At 40.2% G+C, this 14242-nt stretch carries 15 protein-coding genes and 1 tRNA gene; 11 read left to right on the forward strand and 5 right to left on the reverse strand.

Annotated features, from left to right (window positions below):
- Positions 1-110 precede the first annotated feature (110 nt).
- The 5 genes from AC27JR_RS06770 (at position 111) to alr (ending at position 4654) form a co-directional block, all read left to right on the forward strand.
- The gene (locus AC27JR_RS06770; RefSeq protein ID WP_487173144.1) at positions 111-662 is read left to right on the forward strand and encodes an RNA polymerase sigma factor; all 552 of its coding nucleotides are present in this window, start codon (positions 111-113) and stop codon (positions 660-662) included.
- On the forward strand, positions 655-1134 hold the full coding sequence (locus tag AC27JR_RS06775) for a hypothetical protein (protein WP_487173145.1): 480 nt from the start codon (positions 655-657) through the stop codon (positions 1132-1134). The genes AC27JR_RS06770 and AC27JR_RS06775 overlap by 8 nt, the downstream gene beginning before the upstream one ends.
- Before the next feature lie 9 nt (positions 1135-1143).
- Positions 1144-2082 (forward strand): DUF4097 family beta strand repeat-containing protein, encoded by a 939-nt coding sequence (locus AC27JR_RS06780; RefSeq protein ID WP_008110389.1) that lies wholly within the window; start codon positions 1144-1146, stop codon positions 2080-2082.
- A gap of 113 nt (positions 2083-2195) precedes the next feature.
- Positions 2196-3575, forward strand: a complete 1380-nt coding sequence (dnaB, locus tag AC27JR_RS06785; protein WP_008466131.1) for a replicative DNA helicase — start codon at positions 2196-2198, stop codon at positions 3573-3575.
- Positions 3575-4654, forward strand: coding sequence for an alanine racemase (alr, locus tag AC27JR_RS06790; RefSeq protein ID WP_008110385.1), 1080 nt, complete (start codon positions 3575-3577; stop codon positions 4652-4654). The genes dnaB and alr overlap by 1 nt, the downstream gene beginning before the upstream one ends.
- Before the next feature lie 71 nt (positions 4655-4725).
- On the opposite strand, the gene AC27JR_RS06795 is transcribed toward alr, so the two are convergent.
- Positions 4726-4965 (reverse strand): DUF2960 domain-containing protein, encoded by a 240-nt coding sequence (locus AC27JR_RS06795; RefSeq protein WP_004588463.1) that lies wholly within the window; start codon positions 4963-4965, stop codon positions 4726-4728.
- A 100-nt stretch (positions 4966-5065) separates the two neighbouring features.
- Here AC27JR_RS06795 and AC27JR_RS06800 point away from each other — a divergent pair, with 100 nt between their 5' ends.
- Genes AC27JR_RS06800 through AC27JR_RS06810 form a run of 3 tightly spaced genes read left to right on the forward strand, consistent with a single transcriptional unit; the run spans position 5066 to position 6778 of the window.
- Positions 5066-5317, forward strand: a complete 252-nt coding sequence (locus AC27JR_RS06800) for a hypothetical protein (protein ID WP_008110382.1) — start codon at positions 5066-5068, stop codon at positions 5315-5317.
- 30 nt (positions 5318-5347) lie between these two features.
- Positions 5348-5971, forward strand: a complete 624-nt coding sequence (gene pnuC, locus AC27JR_RS06805; protein ID WP_008110380.1) for a nicotinamide riboside transporter PnuC — start codon at positions 5348-5350, stop codon at positions 5969-5971.
- Positions 5972-5974: 3 nt separating this feature from the next.
- Positions 5975-6778, forward strand: a complete 804-nt coding sequence (locus tag AC27JR_RS06810; protein WP_487173146.1) for a phosphotransferase family protein — start codon at positions 5975-5977, stop codon at positions 6776-6778.
- On the opposite strand, the gene AC27JR_RS06815 is transcribed toward AC27JR_RS06810, so the two are convergent.
- A complete protein-coding gene (locus AC27JR_RS06815; protein WP_008110377.1) occupies positions 6775-6957 on the reverse strand; it encodes a hypothetical protein in 183 nt (60 codons plus the stop codon). The two genes, AC27JR_RS06810 and AC27JR_RS06815, sit on opposite strands and share 4 nt — an antisense overlap.
- A gap of 237 nt (positions 6958-7194) precedes the next feature.
- Here AC27JR_RS06815 and AC27JR_RS06820 point away from each other — a divergent pair.
- Positions 7195-7269, forward strand: a tRNA-Arg gene (locus tag AC27JR_RS06820).
- A 263-nt stretch (positions 7270-7532) separates the two neighbouring features.
- Positions 7533-8750 (forward strand): cyclic di-GMP phosphodiesterase, encoded by a 1218-nt coding sequence (locus AC27JR_RS06825; RefSeq protein ID WP_487173147.1) that lies wholly within the window; start codon positions 7533-7535, stop codon positions 8748-8750.
- On the opposite strand, the gene AC27JR_RS06830 is transcribed toward AC27JR_RS06825, so the two are convergent.
- Entirely contained in the window at positions 8710-9033 is a 324-nt protein-coding gene (locus tag AC27JR_RS06830; protein ID WP_487173148.1) for a hypothetical protein, read from the reverse strand. The genes AC27JR_RS06825 and AC27JR_RS06830 overlap by 41 nt on opposite strands.
- A 282-nt stretch (positions 9034-9315) precedes the next feature.
- On the opposite strand from AC27JR_RS06830, the gene AC27JR_RS06835 reads away from it, so the two are divergent.
- Complete coding sequence (locus AC27JR_RS06835; protein ID WP_487173149.1) at positions 9316-10605, forward strand: outer membrane protein transport protein; 1290 nt, start codon at positions 9316-9318, stop codon at positions 10603-10605.
- A gap of 138 nt (positions 10606-10743) precedes the next feature.
- Here AC27JR_RS06835 and AC27JR_RS06840 read toward each other — a convergent pair whose 3' ends face one another.
- Together AC27JR_RS06840 and AC27JR_RS06845 are read right to left on the reverse strand one after the other, a co-directional pair.
- Positions 10744-13596 carry a valine--tRNA ligase gene (locus tag AC27JR_RS06840; protein WP_487173150.1) on the reverse strand — a complete coding sequence of 951 codons (2853 nt, stop codon included), beginning with the start codon at positions 13594-13596 and terminating at the stop codon, positions 10744-10746.
- Between the two features lie 58 nt (positions 13597-13654).
- A complete protein-coding gene (locus AC27JR_RS06845) occupies positions 13655-14101 on the reverse strand; it encodes a DNA polymerase III subunit chi (protein ID WP_008466814.1) in 447 nt (148 codons plus the stop codon).
- Positions 14102-14242: the final 141 nt, after the last annotated feature.

Below are 14242 nucleotides of genomic sequence, written 5' to 3' on the forward strand. Positions count from 1 at the left end.
ATAAAGGGGCTCAGGTCCCTTTATTTTTTATTTATTTAAACCTTTCTATTCTTCTGCGCGTCTAATAAGTTAAATTGCAATTACATAATTATAAATAGGAAAGATTTGCGATGTTAATGGACGCTAATCAGCCAATAACTGATCAAGTGCAGAAAATGCTTATTGATCGAGTTAAAAATGGCGACCAGTTAGCCTATAAAGCGCTCTATGACATGCATAAAGCAAAAGTTTATGGCTTATGCCTGAGGCTCATAGCCGATGAGGGGCATGCGCAAGATGCTACCCAAGAAGTGTTTGTACAAGTATGGAAAAAAATAACGCAGTTTGATGGGCGATCGCAATTTTCCACTTGGCTTTATAGTGTCGCCAGTAATATTGCTATTAGTTATGTACGTAGGCAAAAACATTGGCTTAATAAAGTAATTAGCTTTGAGCAAAGCGGTATGGATGAACAAACTGCAAATGACTGTAACGGACTAAATGGGCTGGATAAATTAATTGTTAGGCTGCCTGAGCGAGCAAGAATGGTATTTGTGCTGTATGCAGTAGAAGGTTACAGGCATGAAGAAATTGCAACCCTGTTAGGCATGGCGGTAGGCTCTAGTAAAGCGCAACATCATCGTGCAAGGCAATTATTAAAGCAGTGGTACGAAAATGAGTAAAACAAATTTTGATGACTATTTAAATGAGTCTTTAGCCCAGTTAGATAAAAGTATCCCACCAAAAAAAGAACTGTGGGATGGAATTGAGCGCGCAATAATAGCTAATAATCAGCCCTTTATAAATACTAATAAATATTGGCCGAAACTCACCGCTATTGCTGCATGTTTTACCGCGGCTTTAGTGAGTGCGGTGGTGTTATTTAAAGCACCAGAGACAAATACCGCAGTGGCAATGAGTGAGTTTTTTACTAAGCAAAAACAAAGCTTACTAGTTCAATATCAAAGCCAAGTAGCATTGACCGATAACTGGCAAGTGCAGTTACAAGAACTTGAAGACGCAGAGCAAGCAATAAAACAAACACTTGAAAATGAACCGAAAAACAAGGCGCTACTGTCTATGTTAGCGCAAATTTATCAACAACAACTCGATTTAATTAACAAGGTGCATGCACCGCGTTGGCAACACATATAGGAGAAATAAATGAAAGCAATAATATTAGGGATCGCTTTATTACCCATGGCCGTATTTGCTGGTGAAAAAATAGATCAGCAAATTGAGGTACCCAATGCTGGAGTGATCCACATTGAAAACCAGCGCGGTGACATTAAAGTAACGGGTTGGGATAAAAACCAGTTTAAAGTAACGGGTGAACTTGATGATAAGGCACAAGGTTATACTCTTAAAACACAAGGCAATAAAACTCAGTTTATCGTGAAAATGCCTGAACTTTCTAATTGGGATAATAACAACAATGGTTCAACGCTCACTATTTTTATGCCAAAAAGTAGCGCGCTGGAATTTGTTGGTGTTAATGCGTCGGTAACGGCCAAAGAGTTACAAAAAGGCACTGAAATTGACGTAGTTAATGGGGCTATTACTGTAAATGATCTTAATGGTGATATTAAGCTGACCAGTGTAAATGGTGACATCAAGGCAAAAGCACTTAATGGTAAAGTTCAATTTGAAACCGTTAATGGTTCGATTGATGATCAGCAATCTAGCGGTGAAGTTCGTTTTAGCGCAGTTAATGGCAATATTACATCAAACTCGACGGCCAACGATATTCGCTTAGAAAACGTAAATGGTGATATCAACTTTAATCTAGATGCCATAAAAGAATTACAAATAAGCACCGTAAATGGCGAAGTTAAGGTGCGAATTAACCGTCTTCTGAGTGATGCTGATGTGAGTTTTGAATCTGTTAGTGGCAACGCTGCGTTTTATTTCCCTGCTGATTTATCAGCACAATTTGAGGTAGAAGCACACGCTGGCGGTAAAATTGACAACCAGTTAACTGACGATCAAGTGCAAAAAGCCAAATACGGCCCTGCAAGTGGAATTAAGTTTAATACTAATGGCACAGATGCTAGCGTAGAAATGAATACTATTAGCGGTGTTATCGAACTTAAACGCCAATAAACACCCATTTTATTTCAAGTAACAAAAAGCAGGAAAAGATTTCCTGCTTTGCTATTTGCACAGCCCCGCCAAGTCGATAGAATAGAGCTATTCAATTTTAGTACTGTGAAGTTATGGCCAAACCAGATAAGCAAGTCGACACTCTTAAAGTTCCTCCCCATTCAATAGAAGCTGAACAATCTGTTTTAGGTGGTTTAATGCTTGATAACCAAGCATTTGATCGCGTAGCTGAACTTGTTGTGTCACAGGATTTTTATACCCGTACCCATAAGCTTATTTTTGAGGCGATGACAGCACTGGCTGAAATTGGCGATCCAATTGATTTAATCACTATTTCTGAAAGTTTAGAAAAAAATAATCAGTTGTCAGGTATTGGTGGATTTGCGTATTTAGCCGAAATAGCAAAAAACACCCCAAGTGCTGCTAATATTGACGCTTACGCGAGTATCGTGCGTGAGCGCGCCGTAGTACGTGAAATGATTGGCGTTGCTAACGAAATAGCCGAAGCAGGTTTTAACCCAGAAGGGCGAACTAGTCACGACTTACTGGATTTTGCTGAAAGTAAAGTATTTAAAATTGCCGAGCAGCGCACAAAAAGCAGCGATGGTCCGCAAAGCATTCACAACATACTTGAAAAAACCGTTGATAAAATAGAAGAGCTTTACCAATCACCACAAGATGGTGTGACCGGTGTGAGTACAGGTTATGCTGATCTTGATAAAATGACCACAGGCTTGCAGCCATCTGATTTAATTATTGTGGCAGCGCGTCCATCAATGGGTAAAACCACCTTTGCGATGAACCTTGCTGAACATGCCGCAATGACTCAAGACAAGCCGGTGCTTATTTACTCATTAGAAATGCCCTCAGAACAAATTATGATGAGGATGCTGGCGTCCCTTGGCCGAATTAACCAAACTAAAGTACGTACTGGTCAGCTAGATGACGATGACTGGGCGCGCCTTTCATCAACCATGGGATTACTCATGGAAAAAGGCAAAATGTACGTTGATGATGCCTCAGGCTTAACACCTACCGATGTTCGCTCACGTGCGCGTCGTATAGCACGCGATCATGGTGGTATTAGTATGATTATGGTCGATTACCTGCAATTAATGCGTGTACCTAGTCTGTCTGATAATCGTACTTTAGAAATTGCCGAGATTTCCCGCTCACTCAAAGCACTAGCGAAAGAGTTGCAGTGTCCGGTTGTTGCTCTATCGCAGCTTAACCGTACTCTAGAGCAACGTGCTGATAAACGCCCAATTAACTCAGATTTACGTGAGTCAGGCTCTATTGAGCAAGATGCCGATTTGATCATGTTTATTTATCGTGATGAAGTATACAACGAAGACAGTACTGAAAAAGGCATTGCCGAAATTATTATCGGTAAACAGCGTAACGGTCCGATTGGTAAAGTACGCCTAACTTTCCAAGGTCAATTTTCTCGCTTTGATAATTATGCGGGGCCTGCTGTAGATGATGATTACTAATGCGCTTAGCCACTGCTGAAATTAATTTAACCGCGCTTGAACATAACTTAGCGCAAGTAAAACGCTTTGCGCCCAATAGTAAAGTCATGGCCGTGCTTAAAGCGAATGCTTATGGGCATGGTTTAGTCACTATTGCGCAGCACTTAAATGAAGCAGATGCATTTGCGGTTGCGCGTATAGATGAAGCGTTAGCACTGCGTGCCGGTGGCCTTACAAAACCGATTGTGTTGCTAGAAGGTTTTTTTCATCAAGAAGACTTACCTATTCTACTGGCGAATAATTTTCAAACTATTATTCATGACGAAATACAGCTAAAAATGTTGGAAAGTGCGCAGCTAGATGCGCCCTTAAATTGCTGGTTAAAAATAAATACTGGCATGCATCGTTTAGGTATTGCGCCTGAGCAGTTTGATATGTTTTATCAGCGCCTACAAGCCAGCCCAAATGCACAAAACAAAATAAATTTAATGACCCATTTTGCCTGTGCCGATGATGTAAAAAATACTAAAACAGTGCAGCAAATTGCTTTGTTTGATAATTTAACCCAAGAGGTTGAGCAAGCCCATTGTTTATCGAACTCAGCAGGAATTATAGCGTGGCCGAGTGGTCATGGTGATTGGGTTCGACCAGGGCTAATGCTTTACGGTGTATCGCCTATGGCCAATCACACAGGTAAAGATCATCAATTAAAGCCTGTAATGCGCTTAACTACTAAGGTGATAGCAGTGCGTAATGTGGGGGCACATGAGCAAGTAGGCTATGGCGGTCGCTGGCAAAGTGATAAACCTACGATGTTGGCTGTGGTTGCACTGGGCTATGGTGATGGTTATCCGCGTCATGCGAAAGAAGGCACACCTGTGATTATAAATGGTCATCGTTACGGTATTGTGGGTAGTGTAGCCATGGACATGATCACCCTTGATATAGGTAATAACGTGCACAACGTCGAAGTGGGTGATGAGGTGATTATGTGGGGACCCGAGTTACCAGTAGAAGAGATTGCACAATGTGCTGATACCATTTCTTACGAGTTATTGTGTAATATTACACCGCGCGTAAGTTATGAGTACCAGCGATAATATTTATTATTAAAGATATGCGGTAAGTTTACATTGCTGACATGAACGTGATGTTAGCTTAATGAGTATGGCTACTCTTTTATAAAGTAAATATCGCTAAAGCCCATACGCGCAAATTCTTGGTCACGAAAGTTACGCACAGCTGATGACCCTTTAGAGGTCATTTCAATTTGGCGTACCATGTTTAAGTAGTTAGTTAAATCAATACCCTCAGCAGCCGCAATAGCCTGATACATATCGTGGTATTTATCTTTTGCGAAGTTAATCTCGCGCGGTTGATTTTTAAAAGTATAGGTAATTCTGCGTGCCATAATAAGCTCAGTTAAATTGAGTGTTAGTGTAATTTTACACTGTATTTAAGTTGCGTTGAATGATTAGTTGAAATCAAATAATTAAAAAGTTGAGTTTGAAATGAAATTATCAGTAGAGATCAGTAAATACCCGCTTCACCAAGATTATATTCCCTTTATTAAAGGCTTTATCGACAGAGTAAATGCCTATGAAGAGCTCAAAGTGATCACGAATACCATGTCGACTCAAATATTTGGTGATTATGACTTAGTAATGCAAGTGATCAGTACAGAGATTAAACATTCATACGAGCAATTTGGTAAAGCTATCTTTGTGTGTAAATTTATCTCGGGCGATTTATCTCCCGAATAACCTCCTAACAAATACGGTCGTTTTATAATGATGGATTTTATAACGCAAATACTTAGTGGTTTCACTGCCATGTCGCATTGGGAGTATATTGCGGTGGCTTTATCAATGGCGTATTTATTATTAGCCATAAAAGAGAATTTATGGTGCTGGCCTGCGGCATTTTTTAGTACGCTTATTTATACCATTATGTATTGGAATGGCGCGTTGCTAATGGAGTCATTACTGAACTTTTATTATATGTACATGGCCGTGTTTGGTTGGGTTGTGTGGCGAAAAGGTAAAGCTAATCAAGCGCAACGGTTGATTACATCGTGGCCTGTGAACCGACATATCATTTTAATAGTATTAACCACCCTAGCGTCATTAGCGATTGGTTACGTGATGCAAAATTACACCCATGCAGATTTTGCCTACCTAGACAGTTTTACCACCTGCTTTGCAGTAGTCACTACTTATCTCGTGGCTAAAAAAGTACTCGAGAATTGGCTATATTGGATAGTGATTGATGCCGCATCAATGTATTTGTATTACGAAAAGGGTTATTACCCAACACTCGTGCTTTTTATATTCTATACCATTATGGCGGCGTGGGGGTTTAAAACGTGGTACGAAGAATATGAGCAAAGCCAAGCAAAACCAATGGCGCAACTCTAATTTATGAACCCGCATTCTCAGTTAGTTAATATTTGTAGTGCGTTTTTAGCACCTAGCATAATAACCTCAACAGAGTACTTGGTTAATGGTTTAAGTAACGATAACTTTTTAATACGTACTGACACTCAATCTTATTTATTAAAGTGTTATCAATCATATTGGCCAGAAGTCGCGCTTCAAGCTCAGTGTGAACTCAGCAAACAGCAAGTTTGCCCTGCACCTATCTGGCTTGATAAACAAAATAAACGTGCGGCTTTTAATTATATAGAGGGAGAGGTTGCAGAGTCTTATTTAGCTATGCCGCTACTTGCTAAACTGGTTAAAGTACATGCACATACGATAGATACTCAAACGATGAATATCGCACTTGAATTGCAAGCCTATCGGCATTTATTGGTGTTTAAAGAGTTTGATAAGCACATAGATAAAGTACTAAAAAGCATTGCCAATATGCCTATAGAACACGGCTTTTGCCATAATGACTTAGTGAAAGAAAATATAGTCGTTAATCCGCAGGGCGTGTATTTAATCGACTTTGAATACGCTCAAAAAAATGATGTTTACTTTGATCTTGCTGCGTTAGCCGTTAGTTTTAACTTAGATAGTGCAACTAAGCATGCTTTGCTTAAAAGTTATCAAGCATATACGCCATCAGAGCAATTTTATTTATCTATGCACAAACTTGAGTGTTACCAGATAGTTTATTTACTGTTATGCATTGGTTGGTATGAGCAACGCGCCATCAACAATAAGGTTGTTGTACTGCGCGCGCAATTGGATGAGCTTATAGCATCAGTGGGTAGTTAAAGCCCACCAAAGCGTTCTGCTAGCTCTTTGTATTTTGCTACTTCATCAGCGTCAAATTGCATTTCGCCATTATCATCTTCAGATTTAGCGATTAATAAGCTTTCTCGAGCAAGACGTTTAACACGCTCTGCTTTTACGCCTAAAAACTCAGCAACTTGTTCTGTTGACATTAACTTCATAATTACTTCCTCGTGTTTAATCTTTCCGTCCAGTGACAATAATAGATAATATGTGTCTAAAGCGTTACTGTTTTTTTATAGAATATAAATAAATAGCGCTTTTTTTACCTTTTGTTAAGTGAATAGTTTAAATTATAGACATGTAAACGAATCATGCTGGTATTTATACAAAGATGCCTTTATTATTGCGCATGCTAAAGCATTGATATCGCGAGTTGATGTGGCGGCAACAAATGTGCTCTCGTGGTGAAATGGATATCACGTGGCCCTCCGGAGGCTGAGTTGTAGGTTCGATCCCTACCGAGAGCGCCATTTGCGTTTTACTTCCCCCCTTGAAACGATAATAGCTATTTAGCTTAGCTCACTATTTTATTCCCCGTTAAATAGTGTTTGTAGCAATCTAATTTACACCGTTAGGCGTATACTCAGTGCCGCACTTATGGTTTATTATCAATAATTGTAAAGATTTTTAGTGTTAATAATTTATTATTACCCTAAACTCAAAAACTAGACTTTTATAGCTAAATAATGCTATTTAGAGTAAATATTCCTTAATTATAGAAACCCTCACATTTATGCTAGTTACCTTACCTATATCAGAACTTATCCCCGGCATGTACGTAAATAGCGTGACCAGGCAGCAGGAGAGTGTGGATGGTATAAAAATTAAAACCAGCGGTTTGGTTCGTGATAAATCTATAATTCAGCGTTTAATTACTGAAGGAGTGCTAGAGCTTCTTATTGATTTTACAAAAAGTGATGTGGCTGTACCGGCTAAATATAAAGTAAAAGAAAAACCACAAGCCGCTGCTACAAATCAAGAAAAGCCCGCCAGTAAAAAACGAGTTGTCAGCTTGCAACAAGAGTTTGCCAAAGCCAGCGTTAGTTATGATGCCCACAACAGAAAACTACAGAATATTTTTGGTGATTTAACCTCAGGCTTGTCTCTGAATACTGATGCACTTAATGAGATAAGTAATGAAATAGTCAGCTCAGTATTTCGCAATGAACATGCTATGACCATTTTAACTCGCATTAAAGATAAGCATAGTTATAACTGGCGTCATATGATCAACTGCACCATTTTTACAGCGGTATTCGCTAAATACTTAGGGTATAAACGCGAAGCAGTGCAGGAGCTTGCAATGGGTGCACTAATGCATGACCTAGGGCAAGCCAAATTACCCCAAGGAATATTCTCTAAACCTGGCAAAGTTACAGGTAACGAGATGACGGCAATAAAAAAGCATGTTGCACAAAGCTTAGGGTTATTAAAAGGTGCAAAAGGTATCACCACTTTAATGTTAGATATGATTGTAAACCATCATGAGCGTCTTGATGGTTCTGGTTATCCTCGAGGAGTTGATGAAAGCAAAATAAGTCGTCCTGCTCGAATTTTGGCGATTGTTGACGTGTACGATGCACTCACCGCAGACAGGCCGCATCAAGAAGGGGATGAGCCTATAAATGCGCTACGTTATTTGTTGGCTAATAAACAGCTATTTGACGCAGAGTTAGTACAGCTATTTATAAAGTGCTTAGGTGTTCACCCGGTGGGTACTATTGTTAAGTTAACCAATGAACGGTTGGCCTTGGTACTAGAGGGGAATCATTCAAACCCAATCAAACCTAAAGTGAAGCTTTTTTATAACGCAAAACATAACCATCATGTTACCGCAAAAGATATTGATTTGAGCTTAAATAATAATGAAATAAAAATACAAGCAAGTGTCAAACCCGCTGATTATAAAATTAATTTGCCTCGACTTTTAAAAGAACATTTACTGCTTTAGTCTTTTTGCATCGTCTTTTTCTGTTTGTTTTGGCAGAAATATATCCACCTAAAAAGCAATTTCCCATTAGCGTTATCCACAGTAACGTGCCTAATTCTACATGCAGTGCTAAGCAGCAAAAAACCAAAGCAATAACCGCCATGCTAATGGCCGCTAACCAATAGTGATTGACAGGATTGTCACATTTACCAGCTTGCGTACACGCGCAATAATTTGCTTTATAAAAGAAATAAACACTTAAACCACAAAAAATAAGCCCTGCAATAATAAGTAAAATGATCACTATTTTCTCCCTTGGTGATTCCATTGGTAGTGTAAATTGCAACGTAATCCAAGTCAATGCAAATGAGAATTAATGCTATTAGAGTATATACTCTAATAGCACACTTCTGCTCCGATGAGTTTTAAATAGTTGTTAAAATGTCGTTAAAAAACGTGTTTTTTAGCCTTTTTTAACATTTTAGTAGAGTTTTTTATAAAAAATTAAGGTAGTGTACGCGGGTTTGAAATCCTAATAACAACACACATAGCTATCCAAACAGTGAGTTTGGCTAAGGACACAACAATGAAATTTACTAAAACTCTTATTGCGGCATCGCTGGCATTTGTTTCAGCTGATACCTTTGCAGCGGCTTTTCAGCTTGCTGAACAAAACGTATCTGGTTTAGGCCGCGCATACGCAGGTGAAGCGTCTGTAGCAGACGATGCGTCTGTGGTTTCTCGTAACCCAGCATTAATGACGTTGTTTAAAGAGAAGCAACTTAGCGTTGCAGCTATGGCTGTAATCCCAGATGTGAGCCTAACAGGCACAGGTAATGCCTACGGTTTAGATAACAGCGTATTAAATGATGACAGCATCGCACCAAGCGCGATTATTCCTGCGGGCTATTTCACTATGCCAGTAAACGATAAAGTATCGGTTGGTTTTGGTGCTTTTTCTAACTTTGGCCTAGCGACTGAGTTTAACGATGATTATGCAGCTGGCCAAATTGCCGGTGAAACTGAAATTGTTACTGTAAACATGAACGCAAGTGTTGCATATAAAGTATCAGAGCAGTTTAGCTTTGGTATTGGTTTAAATGCAATTTACGCAGAAGCGAAGATTATCCGTAAGTTTGGTTTCGTACCTCCTGTAAACCCTGTTATTGCATCTATTCCTGCAAGTGCTGATGCGGTTAACCTTGAAGGTGATGATATGGGTTACGGCTTAAACGTTGGCCTAATGTATCAGCTAGATGAAAATAGCCGCTTTGGTTTTAATTACCGCACAGAAACAGACATTACTTTTGAAGGCGAGTACTTTACACAGCTTCCAGTATCACCACTTCAAAATCAAGTTTTACCAGGATCTGTTGAAATCACATTGCCGGCAATTGCTGAGTTCTCTGGTTCTCACCAGTTAGATGAAAAGCTAGGCGTTCACTACAGCGTATTATGGACAGGTTGGAGCAGCTTTGATTCATTAGAAGCACAAGTAACAGCGCCTACAGGTGACAAGTTCAGCGCGTTTGAAAAAACAGAAGATTTCTCTGATGCAATGCGCTACTCAATTGGTACTGATTACCAGTACAGCGAAAACTTAATGCTTCGTGCTGGTTTTGCGTTTGATGAGTCGCCTGTATCACAGCAGCATTTATCAATTTCTATCCCTGATACAGACCGTTTTTGGTTCTCGTTTGGTGGTAACTATGCGATCGATGAAAACTCAAATATTGATTTAGGTGTGAGCGTATTACGTGGTAAAACACAAAACTTTACTGAAAAAGTAGAAAGCGAAACACTACCACAGCAATGGTCTTTTGAATCAAAAGGTCATGCAGTATTGTTAGGCGCGCAGTATAACTACACATTCTAATTCTGCCTAGAGCCTAGAGCCTAGAGCAGCCTAGAGCCTAGACACAAAAAAGCCGCTTACTTCAAATGCAGTAAGCGGCTTTTTTATACTTATAAATTAACTGGTTACGAATGGCATAAGCCATTCGTACTGGTTTAATTATAAGCTTTCTATTTTAACTTTTTGCTCTAGTAGCTTAGTTTTAGCATCGGTAAATTCAGCGAGCTTAGCATTTTCTTTAGCAAGTACCGCTTCAGGTGCATTGTTAACAAACTTTTCGTTAGCCAGTTTGTTTTGCACTTGCGCTAGGCCTTTCTCTGCTTTTTCAAGTTGCTTGTTAATACGTGCAAGCTCAGCTTCGACATCAATTAAGCCCGCCATTGGGATCATAATTTCAAGGTTGCCAACATAAGAGGTTGCACACGCTGGGGCATCGTCTTTGTTTTCAAGCAGAGTAAATGCTTCAAGCTTAGCGAGTGATGCTAAAAACGATTCATTTTCGTTAATACGGCGCACATCGTCGCTCGATGCATTGGCTAGTAACACTGATAACGGCTTACTTGGGCTGATATCCATTTCACCACGAATATTACGAATCGCTAAAATGAATTGCTTAACCCACTCTAAGTCATCCATCGCTTGTGAATCAACACTTGCTGCGTTATAAACAGGGAACCCTTGTACCATAATGCTAGTGCCTGTTGTTTCAAGCCCTGCAAGTGGTGCTACACGCTGCCAAATTGTTTCTGTAATGTAAGGCATCATTGGGTGCATTAAACGCAGTAAGCTTTCAAGTACGGTAATAAGTGTATGACGTGTACCGCGTTGCTGTGTTTCATTGCCTTTAAATAGTACCGGCTTAGTTAGTTCTAAGTACCAATCACAGAACTGGTTCCAAGTGAATTCATATAATGTATTCGCTGCTAAATCAAAACGGTAGTTATCAAGGTGCTCGGTGTAGGTTTTAACCGTGGCTTCATATTGACCTAGAATCCAACGATCAGCTAATGAGTACTGTTTTTCGCTATCGTTAAAGCCACAGTCTTGCTCTTCTGTGTTCATTAATACGTAACGGCTTGCGTTCCATAATTTGTTACAGAAGTTACGGTAACCTTCAAGGCGGTTCATATCCCAGTTAATATCACGACCAGTTGAAGCCATCGCTGCTAAGGTAAAGCGCAGTGCGTCAGTACCGTGTGCTTCAATACCGTTTGCAAATACTTTGCGGGTATCTTTTTCAATTTTAGCGGCAAGTTTTGGCTGCATCATGTTACCAGTACGTTTTTGTACTAAGTCTTCAAGGCCAATGCCGTCAATCATGTCTAGTGGGTCAAGTACATTACCTTTTGACTTCGACATTTTATCGCCGTTATCGTCACGTATTAGGCCAGTTACATACACGGTTTTGAATGGCACCTGTGGTTTGCCGTTTTCATCTTTTATAAAGTGCAGCGTCATCATGATCATACGTGCAACCCAGAAGAAAATGATATCAAAACCAGTTACCAACACGTCAGATGGGTGAAAGGTTTTTAAATCATCGGTATTTTCTGGCCAACCTTGGGTTGAGAACGTCCACAGTGCTGATGAGAACCACGTATCAAGAACGTCTTCGTCTTGGCTTAGTGTTACGCTATCTGCAATATTATTATCGTGACGTACTTCAGCTTCATCACGACCAACGTATACGTTGCCTTCGCTGTCGTACCAAGCTGGAATACGGTGACCCCACCAAAGCTGGCGTGAAATACACCAATCTTGTACGTCATTCATCCACGAAAAGTACATGTTTTCGTATTGCTTAGGTACAAACTGAATGTCGCCGTTTTTAACTGCGTCTTTTGCAGGTTCAGCAAGTGGTGCAACACGCACATACCATTGGTCAGTAAGTAGTGGTTCAATTACCACACCAGAGCGATCTCCGTAAGGAACAGTTAGGCCATGGTCTTCAATTTTTTCAAGTAGGCCTAGCTCTTCAAATTCAGCAACAATCGCTTTACGTGCGTCAAAACGGTCAAGGCCATGTAACCGCTCAGGAATAGGCGCGTCAAATTCAAGTTCTTTGCCGTCAAAGGTGTAGGTTTCACCTTGAGTTAAAATCGCCGCGTCTTTATCGAAGATATTAATCATCGGCATCTGGTGGCGCTTGCCTACTTCGTTATCGTTAAAGTCGTGCGCAGGGGTTATTTTTACACAACCCGTCCCTTTGTCTTTATCGGCATGTTCATCGGCAACAATTTTAATACGACGATTAACGATTGGTAGTAAAATCTCTTTACCAATTAGGTCTTGGTAGCGCTCGTCATCGGGGTTTACGGCCACACCTGAGTCACCTAACATGGTTTCTGGGCGCGTAGTGGCTACAACAATGTAGTCTTTACCGTCTTGTGTTTTTACGCCATCAGCAAGTGGATAACGTAAGTTCCACATGTGGCCTTGTTTGTCTTTGTTTTCAACTTCAAGATCAGAAATCGCAGTGTGTAATTTTGGATCCCAGTTTACTAGGCGTTTACCACGGTAAATTAGGTTTTCTTTATGAAGGCGTACAAATACTTCTTTAACAGCTTCTGATAGGCCATCGTCCATAGTAAAACGTTCACGATCCCAATCAACAGAAGCACCAAGACGACGAAGTTGTTTAGTGATTGTGCCACCAGACTCGTTTTTCCATTCCCAAATTTTATCGATGAAAGCTTCACGGCCTAAATCGTGGCGTGTTTTACCTTCTTCTGCCGCAAGCTTTCGCTCTACTAGCATTTGCGTGGCAATACCTGCGTGGTCAGTACCTACTTGCCATAATGTATTGTTACCTTGCATACGTTTAAAGCGCGTTAAGGTATCCATGATGGTATCTTGAAAAGCGTGGCCCATGTGTAAGCTACCCGTGACATTTGGCGGCGGGATCATAATTGAATATGGGGTGCCTTGGCCAGATGGCTTAAAGTAGCCTTTTTGTTCCCAGTCTTGATAGAGAGACTGTTCAATATCTTGCGGATTGTAGGTTTTATCCATTACACAGAACCTTAAATAAGTACTTAAATGAGTTAGTTAGCTTTGTACGCAGTGAGCGTTAGCGATTAATATCTTGCGTGGTGATATTGGCACCGAGTTGGCGTAGTTTTTTAAAACGCTCACGAGCGGCTTGTTTGGCTACGGGCTCTACGGGTACAAAATCAAAAACTTGGTTAAACCGACGAATAAAATCCGGTAAGTGATTGGCCAAGTTAATTAATACTTTACGATTACCAACGGGTGGTGTTGTGCCAATTTCTACAGGTGCGCCGCCCTTAGGGCCTTCACCTTGTAAATTATGGGGCACAAAACTGTCGGCATCAAATGTCCAAATCGTTTCGTCAATGCTGTTGGCGGTTACTTCGCTATCTACAAAAATAAATACGCGTTGACCAAGCCGATACTGTTGCCCAGCTATTTGAGCTGCTAAAGCAAAGTGATCATCGGCTTTAGCTAATGACTCATCTTGTTGCTTTAAAATGAAAAACTGGGCATTCATGTTCATTGTATCGGGATTTCCCATGACATTGATTGTGCTGTTATTAAATACACACAAATTAAGAAGGGGATTTTGCCATATAACGGTGTTTGCTTCAATTAATACCCAATAAATAAGGCGCTTTAAAAGCGCCTTATTTTATACTCT

Source organism: Pseudoalteromonas sp. NH0006-26 (assembly GCF_057552415.1).